The 18,680-nt window shown below is 64.7% G+C and carries 19 protein-coding genes, 1 tRNA gene and 1 other RNA gene; 11 read left to right on the top strand and 10 right to left on the bottom strand.

The window, feature by feature from the left end:
- Positions 1 to 66: 66 nt before the first annotated feature.
- From SAMIE_RS07460 to SAMIE_RS24110, 3 genes are all read right to left on the bottom strand, one after another.
- Positions 67 to 657 (bottom strand): anthranilate synthase component II, encoded by a 591-nt coding sequence (locus tag SAMIE_RS07460; protein ID WP_066697053.1) that lies wholly within the window; start codon positions 655 to 657, stop codon positions 67 to 69.
- A 193-nt stretch (positions 658 to 850) separates the two neighbouring features.
- Entirely contained in the window at positions 851 to 1,231 is a 381-nt protein-coding gene (locus SAMIE_RS07455; protein ID WP_408641259.1) for a hypothetical protein, read from the bottom strand.
- Positions 1,228 to 1,362 (bottom strand): hypothetical protein, encoded by a 135-nt coding sequence (locus SAMIE_RS24110; RefSeq protein WP_408641258.1) that lies wholly within the window; start codon positions 1,360 to 1,362, stop codon positions 1,228 to 1,230. Before SAMIE_RS24110 ends, SAMIE_RS07455 begins: the two co-directional genes overlap by 4 nt.
- 39 nt (positions 1,363 to 1,401) lie before the next feature.
- Here SAMIE_RS24110 and ssrA point away from each other — a divergent pair.
- Positions 1,402 to 1,744: a transfer-messenger RNA gene (ssrA, locus tag SAMIE_RS07450) on the top strand.
- A gap of 121 nt (positions 1,745 to 1,865) precedes the next feature.
- On the opposite strand, the gene SAMIE_RS07445 is transcribed toward ssrA, so the two are convergent.
- The 3 genes from SAMIE_RS07445 to SAMIE_RS07435 form a co-directional block, all read right to left on the bottom strand.
- Positions 1,866 to 1,942: transfer RNA gene (locus SAMIE_RS07445), tRNA-Pro, on the bottom strand.
- A gap of 155 nt (positions 1,943 to 2,097) precedes the next feature.
- Entirely contained in the window at positions 2,098 to 2,310 is a 213-nt protein-coding gene (locus tag SAMIE_RS07440; protein WP_066697044.1) for a hypothetical protein, read from the bottom strand.
- 156 nt (positions 2,311 to 2,466) lie between these two features.
- Positions 2,467 to 3,840, bottom strand: coding sequence for a M28 family peptidase (locus SAMIE_RS07435; RefSeq protein ID WP_066697042.1), 1,374 nt, complete (start codon positions 3,838 to 3,840; stop codon positions 2,467 to 2,469).
- Positions 3,841 to 3,944: 104 nt separating this feature from the next.
- Between SAMIE_RS07435 and ettA the strand changes: the two genes are divergently transcribed.
- Together ettA and SAMIE_RS07425 are read left to right on the top strand one after the other, a co-directional pair.
- On the top strand, positions 3,945 to 5,630 hold the full coding sequence (ettA, locus tag SAMIE_RS07430; RefSeq protein WP_066697039.1) for an energy-dependent translational throttle protein EttA: 1,686 nt from the start codon (positions 3,945 to 3,947) through the stop codon (positions 5,628 to 5,630).
- Between the two features lie 39 nt (positions 5,631 to 5,669).
- Complete coding sequence (locus SAMIE_RS07425; RefSeq protein WP_126516768.1) at positions 5,670 to 5,864, top strand: hypothetical protein; 195 nt, start codon at positions 5,670 to 5,672, stop codon at positions 5,862 to 5,864.
- A gap of 189 nt (positions 5,865 to 6,053) precedes the next feature.
- Here SAMIE_RS07425 and SAMIE_RS07420 read toward each other — a convergent pair whose 3' ends face one another.
- Both SAMIE_RS07420 and SAMIE_RS07415 read right to left on the bottom strand, forming a co-directional pair.
- Positions 6,054 to 6,842, bottom strand: coding sequence for an NYN domain-containing protein (locus SAMIE_RS07420; protein ID WP_066697029.1), 789 nt, complete (start codon positions 6,840 to 6,842; stop codon positions 6,054 to 6,056).
- A 25-nt stretch (positions 6,843 to 6,867) separates the two neighbouring features.
- Positions 6,868 to 7,506 carry a carbonic anhydrase gene (locus tag SAMIE_RS07415; protein ID WP_066697027.1) on the bottom strand — a complete coding sequence of 213 codons (639 nt, stop codon included), beginning with the start codon at positions 7,504 to 7,506 and terminating at the stop codon, positions 6,868 to 6,870.
- A 66-nt stretch (positions 7,507 to 7,572) separates the two neighbouring features.
- On the opposite strand from SAMIE_RS07415, the gene lipA reads away from it, so the two are divergent.
- Together lipA and SAMIE_RS07405 are read left to right on the top strand one after the other, a co-directional pair.
- On the top strand, positions 7,573 to 8,514 hold the full coding sequence (gene lipA / locus SAMIE_RS07410; RefSeq protein WP_066697025.1) for a lipoyl synthase: 942 nt from the start codon (positions 7,573 to 7,575) through the stop codon (positions 8,512 to 8,514).
- Positions 8,515 to 8,520: 6 nt separating this feature from the next.
- A complete protein-coding gene (locus SAMIE_RS07405) occupies positions 8,521 to 8,991 on the top strand; it encodes a type II toxin-antitoxin system RatA family toxin (protein WP_066697023.1) in 471 nt (156 codons plus the stop codon).
- Here the strand turns inward: SAMIE_RS07405 and SAMIE_RS07400 are convergent.
- The gene (locus SAMIE_RS07400; protein ID WP_066697012.1) at positions 8,943 to 9,455 is read right to left on the bottom strand and encodes a CinA family protein; all 513 of its coding nucleotides are present in this window, start codon (positions 9,453 to 9,455) and stop codon (positions 8,943 to 8,945) included. The genes SAMIE_RS07405 and SAMIE_RS07400 overlap by 49 nt on opposite strands.
- Positions 9,456 to 9,459: 4 nt before the next feature.
- Complete coding sequence (locus SAMIE_RS07395; RefSeq protein WP_066697009.1) at positions 9,460 to 10,638, bottom strand: bifunctional 2-C-methyl-D-erythritol 4-phosphate cytidylyltransferase/2-C-methyl-D-erythritol 2,4-cyclodiphosphate synthase; 1,179 nt, start codon at positions 10,636 to 10,638, stop codon at positions 9,460 to 9,462.
- Positions 10,639 to 10,743: 105 nt separating this feature from the next.
- Here SAMIE_RS07395 and dusB point away from each other — a divergent pair, with 105 nt between their 5' ends.
- The 6 genes from dusB (at position 10,744) to hfq (ending at position 18,669) form a co-directional block, all read left to right on the top strand.
- Positions 10,744 to 11,766 (top strand): tRNA dihydrouridine synthase DusB, encoded by a 1,023-nt coding sequence (gene dusB, locus SAMIE_RS07390; RefSeq protein ID WP_066697005.1) that lies wholly within the window; start codon positions 10,744 to 10,746, stop codon positions 11,764 to 11,766.
- A 17-nt stretch (positions 11,767 to 11,783) separates the two neighbouring features.
- Complete coding sequence (locus tag SAMIE_RS07385; protein ID WP_066697003.1) at positions 11,784 to 12,872, top strand: two-component system sensor histidine kinase NtrB; 1,089 nt, start codon at positions 11,784 to 11,786, stop codon at positions 12,870 to 12,872.
- Positions 12,872 to 14,311: a nitrogen regulation protein NR(I) gene (gene ntrC, locus SAMIE_RS07380; protein ID WP_066697002.1), complete on the top strand. Its 1,440-nt coding sequence runs from the start codon at positions 12,872 to 12,874 to the stop codon at positions 14,309 to 14,311. The genes SAMIE_RS07385 and ntrC overlap by 1 nt, the downstream gene beginning before the upstream one ends.
- A gap of 104 nt (positions 14,312 to 14,415) precedes the next feature.
- Complete coding sequence (locus SAMIE_RS07375) at positions 14,416 to 16,668, top strand: sensor histidine kinase (RefSeq protein WP_066696997.1); 2,253 nt, start codon at positions 14,416 to 14,418, stop codon at positions 16,666 to 16,668.
- Positions 16,658 to 18,028, top strand: coding sequence for a nitrogen assimilation response regulator NtrX (gene ntrX / locus SAMIE_RS07370; RefSeq protein ID WP_066696995.1), 1,371 nt, complete (start codon positions 16,658 to 16,660; stop codon positions 18,026 to 18,028). The genes SAMIE_RS07375 and ntrX overlap by 11 nt, the downstream gene beginning before the upstream one ends.
- A 98-nt stretch (positions 18,029 to 18,126) precedes the next feature.
- Entirely contained in the window at positions 18,127 to 18,669 is a 543-nt protein-coding gene (gene hfq / locus SAMIE_RS07365; protein WP_267886501.1) for an RNA chaperone Hfq, read from the top strand.
- The last annotated feature ends 11 nt before the right edge of the window (positions 18,670 to 18,680 follow it).

The following is an 18,680-nucleotide window of genomic DNA, read 5'->3' as shown; positions in this document are numbered from 1 at the left end:
TATTCCCGCAACATCCATAAAGAAGCAGCGTGCAGCTTAGGCCGCCCGTTACGGGATAGGACAGGATCAGGCCGCTTCGCGCGTCCGCACCGGAAGGCCCGCGAGGGTCATGAAATTGGCCAGCATCTCATGCCCATATTCGGTGGCGATGCTTTCCGGGTGGAACTGCACCGAATGGATGGGGAGGCTCGCGTGGCGGAAGGCCATGACCGATCCGTCCTCGCTGGTGGCGTTGACGACCAGCGCGTCCGGAATGTCCTCCACGATCAGCGAATGATAGCGGGTCGCGGTGAAGGGGGAGGGCAGCCCGGCGAAAAGGCCGGTGCCGTCATGCGTCACGGGCGACGTCTTGCCATGCATCAGGCCGCCGCGCACCACCTTGCCGCCGAAATGCTGGCCGATCGCCTGATGGCCGAGGCACACGCCGAGCAGCGGCGCGCCCGCATCGGCGCACGCGGCCACGAGGTCGAGGCTGACGCCCGCTTCGTTGGGGGTGCAGGGGCCGGGCGAAAGCAGGAAGGCCTTGGCTCCGGTGGACAGCGCCTGACCCGCTGAAATGGCGTCGTTGCGGACGACTTCGACCTTTGCGCCCAGCTCCATCAGATAATGGACGAGGTTCCAGGTGAAGCTGTCATAATTGTCGATGACGAGGATCATGGGAAAGCGCTGTAGCGCGGGAGGGGCGCTGGGGGAAGGGCGGAGCGAAAAGGGCGTTTTTGTCCCGGCTTCGTCATACCGGGCTTGATCCAGTGTCCCGCTTTTCACTTTTCCCTGCCGCGCAGGCGTCTGGCGCAAAGATGTAGCTGGACCCCGGATCAAGTCCGGGGTGACGATAAAATCAATATTGGTTTCATCCCTCGCGCCATTTTTGGAGCGCTTTTTCGTAGGCTGTGCGCTGCCCTTCCACCTTTCGGTCGAGTGTTTCGACGCTGCGCCGGGCCGCCGCGCGCATGCTGGCGATCCTGCGGTCGAGGCTGGCGCGTTCGGCTTCGAGAGTCGCGACCTCTTCGTCGAGCGTCCGGCGGCGGGCGTCGCGTTCATCCTCGGCGGCGCTGAGGGCGGCGCGGCTGGGACGAGGCGGCGGCTTTGCGGCGGCCCTTTTGCGTCCGGCCCTGGCGCGCCGGGGGGCGGGGGCGCTGGCGGCGAGATGATCCTCCGCCGTGCCGCGCGGGCGCCTGATGACATCGCCGGGCCGAGCGAGCGGCTCCTGCATCAGGGCTTCGTCCGTCACCTGTTCCGCCGCGCCGCGCGCGAACAGGTCGGCCTCCGCACCCCATGCTTCGAGCGCGGCTTGCGGCTGGGCGCGGCGACATAGGCGTCGTGAAAGCCGATGGGCGTGCGGAAAACCTTGAGCCGGGGCATGGCGCCTTTAACGCGCCGCTATGGCGGCGGCTCCGGCGACGGCTTGTAAAAGTGTGCGGGCGGGGCCATATGGGGACTGCCGGGTTCGCCCGGCTATGGTGATAAATCGTGTCGTGCAATAGGCGCAGCGGACCCGGGGGCAGTACCCGGCGGCTCCACCACAAAGGCCTTGCAAGGGGCTTTCTGACGGGGCCGAACTAGGATCGACGTGTGTTGAAAGGCGATGCTTTTACCCGGCCCGTGTAAGCCGTTAAACTGTGCAAAACTCACAAGTGCCAACGATAACGAAGCACTCGCCATTGCAGCGTAATTGATGGCCTCACGGCCTGACATTACTCTAAAATAGCGCGGTTGAACCCACCGGGCAACAGAAGGGAATTCAGCGGTTCGGGAGGCACCGGGCAACAGAAGCCTCCCACCTCATCCCTTTCCCTTGACCGGTCTCGATCGGGTTTCCCGACAGGCGCATCTGCGCCGCAATGATGGGTTGTGGGAGGGAAGGGTGGTCGGGGAGACAGGATTCGAACCTGCGACATCCTGCTCCCAAAGCAGGCGCGCTACCAGACTGCGCTACTCCCCGCGCCGCGCGGCCTTAGCGGTCCGGCGCTCGATCCGTCAATCGCGTTTCCGCGAAAAAGCGCCGACGGGGCGCGAAGTGTTCCGGCTTGCGGGCAAACGAAAAGGGCGGACCGCATGCACGGCCCGCCCTCCACGAAAATCTTGCTTACGCGAAGATTACATCGCGTTCGCAGCGTTCGCAGCGACGTTCGCCGAGTTGGCGGCAGCGTCGGCAGCGTTAGCGGCGTTGTCCGCAGCGTTGGTGGCGTTCTCAACGACGTTTTCGACAACGGCGTTCGAAGCATTCGCGGTTTCGTTGGCCGGCTTCTCACCGCAAGCGGCGAGAGCCATCAGGCTGGCCGAAGCGAAAACAACAGCGATCTTCTTCATTGTGTACGGCTCCCATAGCATTATGCCGCGTCTGGCACGTCCATAAGTGGCCCTACGCGAGCGACCGGCATTAACGTGTGCGATGCACAAATCAATGCTTTTCTGCGTCGGTGAAGCGGCAGAATCACGCGACGGAATGTTGTCTACCTCAAAAGTTCAGTTAGCGGACAATGTTTCTGAAGCATTGGCGACAAGGTTCAGCGTCACCGCCCAGGCCGCAACATTCTGCCGGAGCTGCACAGGGTCGATCTTGTCCAGCGTATCGTCGGGCGTGTGATGCAGGTCGAAATAGCGCGTTCCGTCCTGCTGAAGGTCGATGACCGGAACCCCGGCCTGCACCAGCGGGGCGATGTCCGCGCCGCCGCCCGCAACCTGTTCGCCCGAACCGACGCCGAGCGGCGCCAGACCCTGTTTGATCCGCGTCGCCAGAGCGCCATGGCCCTTGGGCAGCTTGAAATCGACGCGCCAGACCCGGTCCGCGCCGAAATCCGATTCGATGGCGAGGGCGTGCTTTTCAGCGCCATGGGCCTTGAAGTAAGCGCGCGATCCATCGCCGCCGACTTCCTCCGCGCCCGCCATCAATATGCGGATGGTCCGGCGCGGCGTTCCGGCTTTTGCGACCTGAAGCGCGGAAGCCACCGCGATGCCGCACCCGGCGGCGTCGTCTATCGCGCCCGTGCCCTGATCCCAGCTATCGAGATGACAGGCGGCCACGACCACGCCCGCGGCCGGATCGCTGCCGGGAATTTCGGCGATGACGTTGCCGGAGGGCTGGTCCTTCAGCATCTTCGACAGGAGCGTCAGATGGACCCGGACCGGCTGGCCGCGCTTTGCGATGCGGGCAAGCTGCTCGGCGTCGGGAACCGAAAGCGCGGCGGCGGGGATCGGCTCCACGCCATCGGCCCACATCTGCACGCCGGTATGGGGCACGCGGTGATGATCCGTGCCGACCGAGCGGATGAGGATGGCGATGGCGCCCTTTTTCGAGGCGATGCTCGGCCCCTGCCGCCGCGCCGCGCCGAAATAGCCGTAGGACGACCCGTCCTGCGTCGCGCTCATGCCATGGTCGACGAAGGCGATCTTGCCCTTGAGCGCGGCGTCGGGCGCAGCCTCCAGATCGGCAAGGCTGGGGAAGTAGACGACTTCGCCCTCGACCCCCTTCTCACCCGTCGACCCGCTGTTGCCCAGCGCCGCCAGCACGAGATTTTGCGGGAAGGGGGAGACGATGCGCGCGTCTTCGCGCCCGCGCAGCCACACGGGCATGGTGTAGGGTTCGGCGCGGACGTTGGAAAAGCCGAGCGCCTTCAGCCGCGCGACGGCCCATTCGCGCCCCCGTGCTTCCTGTGGGGTGCCGGCGGGGCGGGGGCCGACTTCGGTCGTAAGCCCTTCGGTGAAGGACCATGCGACGTCGTCCTTCAGCGCTGCTTCCCGAATCGCCGCGCTGTCGGCGGCGTCGGCGAGGGCCGGGGAGGAGGCGAGGAGGCTGCCGAGGAGCAGGACGGCGCGCGGGCCTGATCGGATTTTGTGCATGGGCCAAGGCTTAACCGGCGCGTCGCCATTTGCCAATGCGCTTGCCCTTCGCTAACTCCCGCCCAAATCCTTTCTCTCTTCCTTCCTGGAGCCTTGCGCGAACCATGTCCGCCTCATCGCAATATGCCTATGTCATGAAGAACATGACCAAGAGCTTTCCCGGCGCGCAGAAGCCGGTGCTCTCCAACATCAACCTGCAATTCTATCGCGGGGCGAAGATCGGCATCGTCGGTCCCAACGGCGCGGGCAAGTCGACGCTCATGAAGATCATGGGCGGCATCGACACCGATTTCACCGGCGAAGCATGGCCGGGCGAGAATATCACCGTCGGCTATCTGCCGCAGGAGCCGCAGCTCGACCCGACCAAGACCGTGCTGGAAAACGTCAAGGACGGCGCGCGGGAGATGGCGGACAAGCTGGACCGCTTCAACGAGATCAGCATGATTATGGCCGATCCGCCGGAGGATGCGGATTTCGACGCGCTGATGGAGGAGATGGGCACATTACAGGAAGCGATCGACGCAGCCGACGGGTGGACGCTCGACAACCAGCTTGAAATCGCGATGGAAGCGCTGCGCTGCCCCCCTTCGGACTGGGCGGTCGACAATCTGTCGGGCGGTGAAAAGCGCCGCATCGCGCTCACGCGCCTGCTGATCCAGAAGCCCGACATCCTGCTGCTCGACGAACCGACCAACCATCTGGACGCCGAAAGCGTCACCTGGCTGGAAAACCACCTCAAGGAATATGCGGGCGCGGTGCTGATGATTACCCACGACCGCTATTTCCTCGACAATGTGGTGGGCTGGATTCTGGAACTCGATCGGGGGAAATATTTCCCTTACGAGGGCAATTATTCCACCTATCTGGAAAAGAAGTCCCAGCGTCTCGATCAGGAAGCCCGCGAGGAATCGGGGCGGCAGAAGGCGATCAAGGACGAGCTGGAGTGGATCAGGCAGGGACCGAAGGGCCGCCAGACCAAGTCCAAGGCGCGTATCGCCAAGTTCGAGCAGTTGGTCGCATCCCAGGAAAACCGTACGCCGGGCAAGGCGCAGATCGTCATTCAGGTGCCCGAGCGCCTCGGCGGCAAGGTGATCGAGGCGAAGAACATCAGCAAGGCCTATGGCGACAAGCTGCTGTTCGAAAACCTGTCCTTCATGCTGCCGCCCGGCGGCATCGTCGGCGTGATCGGGCCGAACGGCGCGGGTAAATCGACGCTGTTCAAGCTCATCACGGGGCAGGAACAGCCCGATTCGGGCGAGATCGACATCGGTTCGACCGTGCGTCTGGGCTATGTCGACCAGAGCCGCGATCATCTCGACGCGTCGAAGAATGTCTGGGAGGAGGTTTCGGACGGCCTCGATTACGTCAAAGTCAACGGCCACGACATGTCGACGCGGGCCTATGTCGGCGCGTTCAACTTCAAGGGGCAGGACCAGCAGAAGAATGTCGGCAAGCTGTCGGGCGGCGAACGCAACCGCGTCCACATCGCCAAGATGCTGAAAAAGGGCGGCAACGTCCTGCTGCTCGACGAACCGACCAACGACCTCGACGTCGAAACGCTGGCGGCGCTGGAAGAAGCCATCGAGAATTTCGCGGGCTGCGCCGTGGTCATCAGCCACGACCGCTTCTTCCTCGACCGGCTGGCCACGCACATCCTCGCCTTCGAAGGCGACAGCCATGTCGAATGGTTCGAAGGCAATTTCGAAATGTATGAGGAAGACAAGCGCCGCCGTCTGGGCGATGCGGCGGACCGCCCGACGCGGCTTGCCTACAAGAAATTGACAAGATGAAATAATCTATGTGATCTGCCGTTTCAGCGGGGGATCATCATGGACATCGTTATTGGTGTTATTCTTGTCGGCGCCATTCTCGGCGCGATTTTTGTCAAGATGAGCGGTGAGGGCACGGTCGTTGAAGGCGCACTTCAAGGAGGGTGCGCTGCGGGTGGTTGCTTACTACAGTTATTGATTCCCGCCGTCGCCCTTCTTTTAGGACTGTGGTTGCTGCGCGCAATTTTAACCTAGTGCTTCGTGAATTTACGAGGCGACTTCCGGTTGCAATCTTTGCAACTGCGAAGGTTTGTTTCGCACTTGCGATGGTGACGCTACCACAGCATATCGGAGAGGCCTTTCAGGCATCCTCTCCTAAAAACTTCCGGCCGGTCCCTCATGGATCGGCCTTTTTTTATGCCATCATCGGTTGGCAGGCGGAGATCAGCGGACCCGCTTGATCCACGTCTGGCCGCCCTCGCGCACTTCGGTGATAAAGTTGGGAATGGCGGCGACGAGGTCGGACAGGCGCTTGAACCCATAGTTGCGCACGTCGAAGCTCGACCGGTTGCCGACGCGCTGGCCGACCGGTCCCAGCGCGACGAAGCCGCGCTCGTCGCGCTTCGCCTCGTCATAGGCGTCGATCAGAAGACGGACGACTTCGGGATCGACGCTCTTGGCCGGTGCGGCGGGCGCGGGCTGCGGGGCGGCAGGCGTTTCCGCTTTCGCAGCGGCGGGCGCCTTCGCGCGGGTGGGCGCGGCTTTCTTCGCGACGGGCACGTCTGCGGGCTTCAGCGCCGCCACGTCGATGAAGCGGGTGCAGGCGCGGCGAAATCCTTCGGGCGTGTTGGCGGTGCCGAAGCCGTAGACGGGAATGCCGTCCTGCCGCAGCCGCGTGACGAGCGGCGTGAAATCGCTGTCGCTGGACATGAGGCCGAACCCGTCGACGCGCCCGCTGCTGAGCAGGTCCATCGCGTCGATGGTCATTTTCATGTCGGTGGCGTTCTTGCCCTTGGTAAGGTCGAACTGCTGCTGCGGCTCGATCGCCTGCGCGACGGAGAGCGCCGCCCAGGTCTTGAGCGTCGTCTTGCTCCAGTTGCCATAGGCGCGCCGGATATTGACCGTGCCCAGCTCCGCCAGCACGGTCATCACCGGGTCGAAATGCGCCGCCGACGCATTGTCCGCGTCGATCAGCAGGGCAATATTGCCGCGGCCTTCCTGTCGTGTCGCCATCGGGCCGTCTCCATGAACAAGGGAATCAGGCGGGCGAGAATGTCCCGCCTGCCTCGTCGAGAATATGCAACTGGCCGTCCGAAATGGCGAAGAAGCTGCCGACGAGCTTCAGTTCGCCCGCCTTCTCCTTCTGCTTCACGCAGGGGAAGGTGCGCAGGTTAGCGAGGCTGACCTTGACGCCTTCCTGCTCCATCGCCCGTTCCGCGTTGCGGCTGCGGTCGTCACCATATTCGCCGATCACGATCTCGCGCGCCGGATCGAGCAGGCTGATCCAGTTGTGGACGAAGCCGCCTTCGCCCGGAGGCGCGTCTTTCAGGTCATGGCTGAGCGCCGCCTTGCAGCCGCCGCACTTGCCGTGGCCCATCACCACGATCTCGCCGACTTTCAGCACCTGAACCGCAAATTCGAGCGCCGCCGACACGCCGTGCAGGCCCGGAGTCGTTTCGAACGGCGGCACGAGCGCGGCGACGTTGCGCACCACGAAGATTTCGCCGGGGCTGGTGTCGAAGATCTGAGACGGGTCGACGCGGCTGTCGGAACAGGCGATCACCATGACGCGCGGGCTTTGCCCTTCGTTGAGTTCATCCCAGCGTTCGCGCTGCTGCGCCCAGCCGGTTTCACGGAAGCGGCGGTAGCCCGCCAGCATATCGGTAAAGTCTGTCATGGTCGGTCGCTCTGCCCCATCAACTCCGGACTGGCAAGAGCCGCTCCGGATCGCTATCTGGGGGCCATGAACGACATCAGCCCGCTTTCCGTTCCCGCCAGGCAGGAGCGCGTCCGCAAGCCCGACTGGATTCGCGTCAAGGCGCCGACCAGTCCCGGTTATCACGAGACGCGCAAGCTGATGCGCGAAAAGGGTCTCGCCACCGTGTGCGAGGAAGCGGCCTGCCCCAATATCGGCGAGTGCTGGACCAAGAAGCACGCGACGGTCATGATTCTGGGCGATGTTTGCACGCGCGCCTGCGCCTTCTGCAACGTCAAGACCGGCATGCCGCGCAAGGTCGATCCCAATGAGCCGCAGAATCTGGCGGATGCGGCTGCCGAAATGGGGCTGGAGCATATCGTCATCACTTCGGTCGATCGCGACGACCTGCCCGACGGCGGCGCGTCGCAGTTCGTCAAGGTGATCGAGGCGCTGCGCCGGACGACTCCGGGCACCACCATCGAAATCCTGACGCCCGATTTCCGCAACAAGCATGAGCGCGCGGTCGAGAAGATCGTCGCGGCGCGTCCGGACGTGTATAACCACAATCTCGAAACCGTGCCACGCCTCTATCCCACCATTCGTCCCGGCGCGCGCTATTATGCCTCGCTGCGCCTGCTGGAGACGGTGAAGAAGCTCGACCCGTCGATCTTCACCAAGTCAGGCATCATGCTGGGGCTGGGCGAGGAGCGGCTGGAGGTCCATCAGGTGATGGACGACATGCGCTCGGCCGACATCGACTTCCTCACCATGGGCCAGTATCTCCAGCCCACGCCCAAGCACGCGAAGGTAATGGAGTTCGTGACGCCCGCCGCCTTCAATGCCTATGCCGGCATCGCGCGGGCGAAGGGCTTCCTTCAGGTCGCGTCAAGCCCGCTTACGCGCTCAAGCTATCATGCGGGCAAGGACTTCGCCGAAATGAGGGCGGCGCGGGAAGCGCAGCTTGCAAGGGCTGCGGCGAAGGTCTGATCGTCGGTGCCAAGGCATAATGAAACCCGGCGCCTGCCCTATACGCCGGAGCAGATGTTCGACCTGGTCGCCGATGTCGGCGCCTATCCGCAGTTCCTGCCGTGGGTCAGCGCGATCCGCATCCGGTCGAACAGCGACACCGAAATGGTCGCCGACATGATCGTGGGCTTCAAGGGCGTGCGCGAGAGTTTCACGTCGCGGGTCGTCAAGGAAAGGCCCGCTCATGTCCGCGTCGATTATCTCGACGGGCCGCTCAAGCATCTGCACAACGAATGGGCGTTCCGCGACGACGGGGAGGGCGGGGTGCTCGTCGATTTCGAGGTCGAGTTCGAATTCAAGAACCGCATCTTCGAAATGCTGGCGGGGCAGTTTTTCGACAAGGCGCTGCGCAAGATGATCGGCGCGTTCGAAACGCGCGCCGCGCAGCTTTACGGCGCGTCGGGCAGCAGCAGTTCCAGCGCGCACAACGCCGCCTGAAGGCGCACGCCGCCCCGGCCGTTATCCTCGAAATGGCGCATGTCGGCGACGATCTTGTCGGGGCTGGCGCCGCGTTCGGCGCGGGCGAAGACGACCGTTCCGACGGGCTTGTTTTCCGACCCGCCGCCCGGCCCCGCGATCCCGGTGATCGCGACTGCGACATGCGCGTGGCTTTTGTTGAGCGCACCCTGCGCCATGGCCCAGGCGGTAGCGATGGACACGGCGCCGAAGGTTTCCAGAACGTCCTGCGACACCTTCAGAAGTTCGGTCTTCATATCGTTGGAATAGGTAATGAAACCCGCCTCGAACACGTCGGATGACCCGGCGATTTCGGTGAGGGCTGCCGACACCAGACCACCGGTGCAGCTTTCCGCGACCGCCACGGTGCGGCCCGCGCGGCGGTTGGCGATCACCACCCTTTCGGCAAGGGAGACGAGATCGGCGGGAAGGACGGTATCGGGCATGGCTTCAGGATAGCGCGGGGAGGGTGAGGGTGGCAACCGCCTGCGCCGCGATGCCTTCGCCTCGGCCGGCAAAGCCCAGCCGCTCGGTCGTGGTCGCCTTCACGCTGATCCGGTCGAGCGGAACCGCCAGTATCTCCGCGATGCGGGTGCGCATGGCGTCGCGATGCGGCCCGATCTTCGGCGCTTCGCAGATGATGGTGAGGTCGACATGCCCGATCGCGCCGCCGCGTGCCGCCACCCGATCGCGGGCGTAGGCGAGGAACCTGTCCGACGCCGCGCCGCGCCACTGCGCGTCGCTGGGCGGGAAATGGCTGCCGATGTCGCCTTCGGCCAGCGCGCCGAGAATCGCATCGACGATGGCATGCAGCGCCACGTCCGCGTCGCTGTGCCCGGCAAGCCCCCGGTCATAGGGGACGAGGACGCCGCCCAGCCATAGCTCCTCGTCGGGGGCGAGCCGGTGAACGTCATAGCCCATGCCGACGCGCGTCGTCCGCGCCAGAGCCTGATCCGCGCGTGCAAAATCCTCCGGGAAGGTCAATTTCGCCAGCCTTTCATCGCCTTGCACCAAAATGACGTCATGACCGCAGCGGCGCAGAATCTGCGCGTCGTCGGTCGCTTCTTCCGCCTCGTTCCATGCGCGATGCGCGGCGAGGATCGTCGCGAAGCGGAAGGCCTGCGGGGTCTGCACCCGGTGCAGCGCCGCCCGATCCACCGGGTCCGCCATATGGCCGTCCGCCCCCCGCACCAGCGTGTCGGCGACGGGGAGGGTGGGGATGGCGCCATCCGCATGCTCCAGCGCTTGCACCAGGCGGTCCACCACGGCGGCGGGCAGGAAAGGCCGGGCCGCGTCGTGGATCAGCACGGTTTCCGCGCCGCCAGATGCCGCGATGCTTTCCAGTCCGGCCCGCACCGATCCGCGCCGGCTGTCCGCGCCCGTGATGAAGGATGCGACCCGGCGATCGCCCAGCAGGGCGCGGGCGGCCCTTTCCTGCCCGTCGCCCAGAACGATATGGATAGCGTCCACGTCTTCATGCGCCGCGAGAGCATCGAACGCGTGGGCGATCACCGCCTTGCCCGCGATCATGCGGAACTGCTTGGGCACGTCTCCGCCCGCACGGTTGCCTTGTCCCGCTGCGACGATGAGGGCGACGGTGCTGGGAGGAACTGTCATGACGGGGCGCATAGCCGCTCCCATGCCGGACCGGAAGAGGGCGCGGCGCTCGCTTGCCGCCACCGGCGATTTCCGCTAAGGGCTGCCTGCTTTTTTGGCAGATCATCCGTTCAGACCATGCGCACCCTTGCTCCCATCTCCATCGGTCCCGTGACCATCGACATACCCGTGGCGCTCGCGCCCATGACGGGCGTGACCGACATGCCGTTCCGCACGCTGGTGCGCCGCTATGGCTCCGGTCTCAACGTGACGGAGATGATCGCGTCCGCCGCGATGATCCGGGAAACGCGCCAGTCTTTGCAGAAGGCGGCCTGGCATCCGCTGGAGGAGCCGGTTTCGATGCAGCTTGCGGGCTGCTCGCCGACCGAAATGGCGGAGGCTGCGAAACTGAACGCGGATCGCGGGGCGGCGATCATCGACATCAACATGGGCTGTCCGGTCAAGAAAGTGGTGAACGGCGACGCGGGCAGCGCGCTGATGCGCGACCTGCCGCTCGCCGCTTCGCTCATCAAGGCGACGGTGGAAGCGGTGGACGTGCCGGTCACGGTCAAGATGCGGATGGGTTGGGACCATGGCAGCCTCAATGCGCCCGAACTCGCCCATATCGCCGAGGATTTGGGCGCGAAGCTCATCACCGTGCATGGCCGCACCCGGTGCCAGATGTACAAAGGGTCCGCCGACTGGGCCTTCGTGCACAAGGTCAAGGATGCGGTGAAGCTGCCCGTCATCGTGAATGGCGACATCTGTTCCATCGCGGACGCGGAAACCGCGCTCGACCAGAGCGGCGCGGATGGCGTGATGATCGGGCGGGGCGCCTATGGCCGCCCGTGGCTGATCGGGCAGGTGATGGCGTGGCTGACCGATGGCACGTCCATCCCGGACCCCAGCCTTGATGAACAATATCGTGTGATCGTAGAACATTATCACGCGATGCTCGATCATTATGACAGGCACACCGGCGTCAACATGGCGCGCAAGCATATCGGCTGGTATACCAAGGGGCTGCCCGGATCGGCGGAGTTCCGCAACAGTGTCAATCAGGAGCCGGAAGCGGCGCGCGTGCTCGACATGCTGGCGCGCTTTTACGAACCGCTGATCGCCAGCGGCGCGGACGCGGCCGAACTTCGCCGGGCGGCGTGAACGCCTTGCTGGCGTCCATGCCCGGCCTTCGACCCGATCAGGAAGGGCCGTCGCTCGCCGAGCAGATGACTGCGCTGCCCGTCGCCACGCTGGTGGTGCGGCCGGACAACAGCATCGCCGACGCCAATGTCCGCGCCGAAACGCTGCTGAACATGGCGCGGTCCGCCATCATCGGCAGCGATGTGGCGCGGACCATCCGTATCGCCGAAGCGGGCGCGCGCTTCGACATCTGGCACAGCAACAAGGCGGTGGCCGCCTACGACATCAAGGTTCATGCCGGGCGTACCGCCGAAATGGAGCTGGACCTGATGATCGCGCCCATCGTCGATCATGATGGCTGGCGCGTCGTGTCGCTTCACGCGCAGAGCCAGGCGCGCAAGATCGGTCATCGCGGATCGTCCGGCGGCGCGCGGTCCGCCATGGGCGCAGCGGCGATCCTCGCCCACGAGATCAAGAACCCGCTGTCGGGGATTCGCGGCGCGGCGCAGTTGCTCGAGTCCAGCCACAATGGGCAGGACAGCGCGCTCACCCAGCTTATCTGCAACGAGGTGGACCGTATCGCCGCGCTGATCGACCGGATGCAGGATTTCACGACCGACCGGACGCTCGAATGCCAGCCCGGCAACATCTATCCGCTGATCGACCGGGCGGCGGGCATCGCCGCGGCGGGGTTTGCAAGAAATGTCCGTATTACAAAGCGATATGACCCATCCCTGCCATCGGCAAACATCAATGACGATGCGCTGGTGCAGGTGATGATAAATCTGCTCAAAAACGCTGCAGAAGCGCTGGAGCATGTTCCGAAGCCCCGCATCCGGGTCGAGACCGCCTTTCGCCACGGCGTGTCCGTCATGGTCGGCGATGGCAAGGGCAGCGCGGTGCTGCCCATCGAAATACTGGTGATCGACAATGGCCCCGGCGTGCCGGAACATATTCTCGACCACCTGTTCAATCCTTTCATCACGGCCAAGCGCGACGGGCAGGGGCTGGGCCTCGCGCTGGTCGACAAGCTGGTGCGCGACATGAACGGTTTCGTCCAATATTCGCGGGATAGGGAGGCGGGCGAATCCTGTTTCCGCATCCTGCTGCCGATGGGGATGGCCTGATGCCCGCAACCGGCGCGGTTCTGGTGGTGGACGACGATCCGGCGATCTGCGTGGTCGTGGGCGAAGCGCTGCGGCGGCAGGGGCACAAGGTGAAGACCGCCGCTTCCATCCGCGAGCGCGCCGCATTGATGGACAGCTTCGCGCCCGACGTGCTCATCACCGATGTGATGCTGCCCGATGGCGACGGGCTGGACGGCGTGGCCGACATATTGGCGGCGCGCCCCGACCTCAACGTCATCATCCTGTCGGCGCAGAACACGCTCAACACCGCAATCCGCGCGACGGAAAAGGGCGCGTTCGAATATCTGCCCAAGCCCTTCGACCTCAACGAGCTGACCCGTGCGGTGTCCGACGCCATCGGCGCGCGCGAAAGCGAAATCGCGAGCGAAGCGGGCCTGCCGCATGACGGCCTGCCGCTGGTCGGGCGGTCGCCTGCGATGCAGGAGGTTTACCGCACCATCGCGCGCGTGCTGTCCAACGACCTGTCCATCCTCGTGCTGGGCGAATCGGGCACGGGCAAGGAACTGGTGGCCGAAGCGATTCACAGCCTCGGTCAGCGCCGCACCAAGCCCTTCGTCGCGATCAACATGGCTGCCATCCCGCGCGAGCTGATCGAGGCGGAGCTATTCGGTTATGAGAAGGGCGCCTTCACCGGCGCCCATGCCCGCACCGCCGGCAAGTTCGAACAGGCGCAGGGGGGCACGCTGTTCCTCGACGAGATCGGGGACATGCCGATGGAGGCGCAGACGCGGCTGCTGCGCGTGCTCCAGTCGGGCGAGGTGACGACCGTGGGCGGCTCCAAGCCGGTGCGCGTCAATGTCCGCATCATCGCGGCGACGAACAAGGATCTGCCTACGCTGGTGGAGGATGGCCGTTTCCGGCAGGATCTCTACTACCGCCTCAATGTCGTACCCATCGCGCTGCCGCCGCTGCGTGAGCGGCGCGAGGACGTGATCCTGCTGGCCCGGCATTTCCTGGAGCGGGCCGCGCAGGAAGGGTTGCCGCGCAAGACGCTGTCCGACGACGCCGCCCAACTGCTGATGGCGTGGCACTGGCCCGGCAATGTCCGCGAGCTGCAAAATATGATGCAGCGGTTATCGGTTCTCACCCGTGAGAATGTCATCAACGCGGACATGCTCCGCCACCTGCTGCCGCTTGATGCGGTGCCGGCGGATTTCGCCGCGCCTGACGGTCATCTGGCGCACGCGATCCGCGACTGGGCCAAGCGGCAACTGGGCATCGGCCTGGGTCAGCCCAACCGGACGCTGCACGACGATCTGCTGGCGCTGGTCGAACCGGTGCTGCTGCATGAGGTGCTGGCGAGCGTCGATGGCAACCAGATCCGGGCCGCCGCGATATTGGGGATCAACCGCAACACGCTGCGCAAGAAGCTGACCGACTATGGCCTCGACCCGCTTTCGCTGCGCGTGGCGGACTGAAGCGCCAGGATTGAGGATGAATTGCAGCCTCAATTCGACCAGCGCCGTCGCCAGAATGAAATAGTGTGTTTGAGCGGGCACGGGGTTGTTGTAACAAAGCCACGATGAGTGCGAGCAACCTCCCGCGTCGGGCGACGGCATGGCAGCGACGGCTGCGCCTGCTCCTGCGCCAGAAGAGGCTTGCGGCGCTGGTTGAGGCGCTGACGCTTGCCCTGTTCCTCGGCATGGCGGGGCTGACTTACTATCTGCTGTCGGGCAACGTCGATTCCTACAGCCTGCTGACGCCGCCCATCGTCGCGCTGCTGCTGGTCGCCAATCTGGTGCCGGCCATCGCGCTGCTGGTGCTGCTGGGCCGGCGCGTGGCCAAGCGGCGCGCAGCGCAATCCGCCATCGGCAGCGACGGGCAGCTCCACGTCCGCCTCGTCGCGATCTTTTCCATCGTCGCCAGCGTGCCGATGCTGCTGGTCGTGATCTTCGCGTCGCTGCTGTTCCAGTATGGCGTGCAGTTCTGGTTTTCGGACGGCGCGCGCGGCATGTTGCAGAACGCCAGCGATCTGGCGCGCGGCTATTATGAGCAGAATCTGCGCGAGGTGAGCGACGAAACCGTCACCATGGCGGACGATCTGCGCAACTATCTGCGCGAATCGCCGGTTTCCAGTCCGCGCTTCGCAGAAGGCTATATCTATCAGGTCGTGACGCGGAAGCTGAACCGGTCGGCCATCATCGAGGTCGGCAAGGACGGCATCGCCCGCACCGCCGCCACGGTCGATCCCGAAAATCGCCCCGCGCGCGAGATGCTGTGGCAGGATGCGGTGGACCGGCTCGCCAGGGGCGAGAATATCGTCGTGCGGGTGCGGCCCAATCAGGTCGAGGCGGTGACGCTGCTCTACCCCAATTCCAAGGTCTATCTCTACGCCACGCGCAACGCGATCACGACATCCTTCTCCAATGTCGGCCGTGCGCAGAAGGTCATCGCCGATTACGACCAGTTCGCGGCGCAATCGCGTGCGCTGCAATTGCGGTTCAACGTGTTCCTGTTCGTCGGATCGCTGCTGCTGGTGGGGATCGCGGTCTATATCGCGCTGGCCGTGGCCGACTGGATGGTGCGGCCGGTGAACGAGTTGGTGACCGCCGCCCGGCGCATCACCGCTGGCGACCTGTCCGCCCGCGTCACCAGTCCGCAGGCCCGTGACGAGATCGGTACGCTGGCGTCCGCCTTCAACCGGATGACGCAGCGGCTGGAGGCCCAGACGGGCGCGCTGGTCGCCGCCAACAGCCAGCTCGACGAACGCCGCGCCTTCATCGAGGCGATTCTTTCGGGCGTCAGCGCGGGTGTGCTGTCGGTGGACCTGAGCGGCGTGATCCTGCTGCTGAACAAGTCCGCCGCCGCCATATTGGTCGAGGAAAATGACGATCCGCTGGGCAAGCCGCTGGCGCAACTGTCGCCCGAACTCGCCGAATTCGTGGCGTCGGACGAGGAGGCGGGGATCGTTCAGGTGCGCGCCCATGGCGACCTGCGCACGCTCGCGGTCACGCTGACCCGCGATGTGTCGGGCCATATCCTGACCTTCGACGACATCACGCAGCAGCTTTCCGACCAGCGCCGCGCCGCATGGTCCGACGTCGCCCGCCGGATCGCGCATGAGATCAAGAATCCGCTTACCCCGATCCAGCTTGCCGCCGAACGGCTCCAGCGCCGCTATGCCGACGAAGTGACGAATGACAAGGCGACCTTCACGCGCCTGACCGGCACCATCGTGCGGCAGGTGGGCGACCTGCGCCGGATCGTGGACGAATTCTCCTCCTTCGCGCGCATGCCCAAGCCCGTGTTCCGGCGCGAGGCGATCGGCGACATCGCCCGCCACGCGCTGTTTCTGCACGAGGTCGCGCATCCCGACATCCGCTTCAGTTACGAGGCGGAAGACCCGGATCTGGAAATGGTGTGCGACCGCCGGCAATTGGGTCAGGCGCTCACCAACATCGTCAAGAATGCGGTGGAAGCGATTGAACCTAAACCACAAAATGAAGAGGGCCAGCCGCGCGGCAGGGTGCAGATGCGGCTGGAGCAACGCGACGACGACATCGTCATCACCGTGCGCGACGATGGTGTCGGCCTGCCGCCCGAGCGCGACCGGATACTCGAACCCTATATGACCACGCGGTCCAAGGGGACGGGTCTGGGCCTCGCCATCGTCAAGAAGATCGTCGAGGAGCATCAGGGGGAAATCCGCTTCGACGATGCGGAGGGAGGGGGAGCATGCGTGACGCTGCGCTTTGCCGCGGGCGCGCTCGACAAACTGGAAGAAGGGCAGGTGATTGCCTTGCCCAAGGGAAAAGTGACGGCCAATGGCGCTTGATATTCTGATAGTCGACGATGAAGAGGATATTCGCGATCTGGTCGCGGGTGTGCTGGAGGATGAAGGCTTTTCGACCCGCACCGCCGCGAACAGCGACAGCGCGATCGACGCGCTCGACGCGCGGCGGCCTTCGTTGGTGCTGCTCGACGTCTGGTTGCAGGGGTCGCGGATGGACGGGCTGGACCTGCTAGACGAGATCAAGCGGCGCGACCCGACCATCCCTGTGCTCATGATTTCGGGCCATGGCAATATCGACACGGCGGTCGCCGCGATCCGCAAGGGCGCGGCGGACTTCATCGAAAAGCCGTTCGAGGCCGACCGGCTGATCCACCTCGTCGCCCGCGCCACCGAAACGGAGCGCCTGCGGCGCGAAAATCAGGTGCTGCGTGCCCGTTTCGGGCAGGATGACGAACTGACGGGCACCTCCGCCTCGATCAACGGCGTCCGCGCCACAATCAAGAAAGTGGCGGGGACGGGCAGCCGTGTCCTCATTTCCGGACCGGCGGGCGTCGGCAAGGAAGTCGCCGCGCGCATGCTCCATAGCTGGAGCGGGCGGGCGGATTCGCCCTTCATCATCGTCGCCGCCGCGCGCATGGACCCTGACCGGGTCGAGGAGGAGCTGTTCGGCGTCGAAGATCCGAGCGGCCTCGTGCGGCCCGGCTTCCTGGAACAGTCGCACGGCGGCACGCTCTATCTCGACGAGATTGCCGACATGCCGCTGACGACGCAGGGCAAGATCCTGCGTGTCCTCACCGACCAGAGCTTTACCCGCGTGGGCGGCCAGCGGCAGGTGAAGGTCGACGTGCGCGTCATTTCCTCCACCGCGCTCAATCTGGCGCAGGAGATCGAGGAACGCCGCTTCCGCGAAGACCTGTTCTACCGTCTGAATGTGGTGCCGCTGTCGATCCCGCCGCTGTCGGAACGGCGCGACGATATTCCGCCGCTGGTGGAACATTATCTCGCCCGCTTCGCCGCCGACCGCCGCGTGCCGCCGCCCGAAATCGCGAGCGACGCCATGGCCGCGCTTCAGGCGAATGAATGGCCGGGTAATGTGCGCCAGCTTCGCAACGTGATCGAGCGCACGATGATCCTCGCGCCGGGCGACCGGATCGCGCGGATCGAGCTGGACATGCTGCCCGCCGAACTGACGAGCGGCGGCGGCGGGGAGGGGATCGGCCAGTCCGCCATCATGGGCGCGCCGCTGCGGGAGGCGCGGGAGAGTTTCGAACGCGAATATCTGCGCATCCAGATCCGCCGCTTTTCGGGCAATATCTCGCGCACGGCGACCTTCATCGGCATGGAACGCTCCGCCCTGCATCGCAAGCTCAAGCTGCTCGGCATCACCGAAGACAAGGATTAGAGGGCAAATTTCCCGCGCCGCCCGGTCGGCCATGGACGCCTGTTCGCAATTGCGGTAGAAGCCCCCTGTCCCCGGTGCGCGGGGGCAGGCAAGACGCCCTGCTTAAGGGCGCGAGAGCGGGTAACGTCCCGCCAAGAACAGGACGGGTTTCGACCATGGCCGACAAGACGAACAACAATCTTCAGGATATTTTCCTCAACAGCCTGCGCAAGAGCAAGACGCCGGTGACCATGTTCCTGGTCAAGGGCGTAAAATTGCAGGGCATCATCACCTGGTTCGACAATTTTTCGGTGCTGCTGCGCCGCGACGGGCAGTCGCAGCTTGTCTACAAGCATGCGATTTCCACGGTCATGCCTGCACAGCCGATGGACCTGACCGACCTGCGCAAGGCGAGCGACGGCAACGGCAAGTCGAAGCTGCTTCAGGAAATCTTCCTGTCCGCCGTCCGCAAGTCCGGCAGCCCGGTGACGATGTTCCTCGTGAACGGCGTCATGCTTCAGGGCGAAATCGCCGCGTTCGACTTGTTCTGCATGCTGCTGGAACGCGACGGCATGGTGCAGCTCGTTTACAAGCACGCCATTTCCACCGTCCAGCCGCTGCATTCGCTCGATCTGTCGGGCGAAAATGAGCAGGACGATTGACCGGCCCGGCG

The organism is Sphingobium amiense (genome assembly GCF_003967075.1).
Taxonomy (GTDB): Bacteria; Pseudomonadota; Alphaproteobacteria; order Sphingomonadales; family Sphingomonadaceae; genus Sphingobium; species Sphingobium amiense.
Note: the sequence above shows the minus strand (reverse complement) of the source record. Positions and strands in the feature narration are given on the sequence as shown.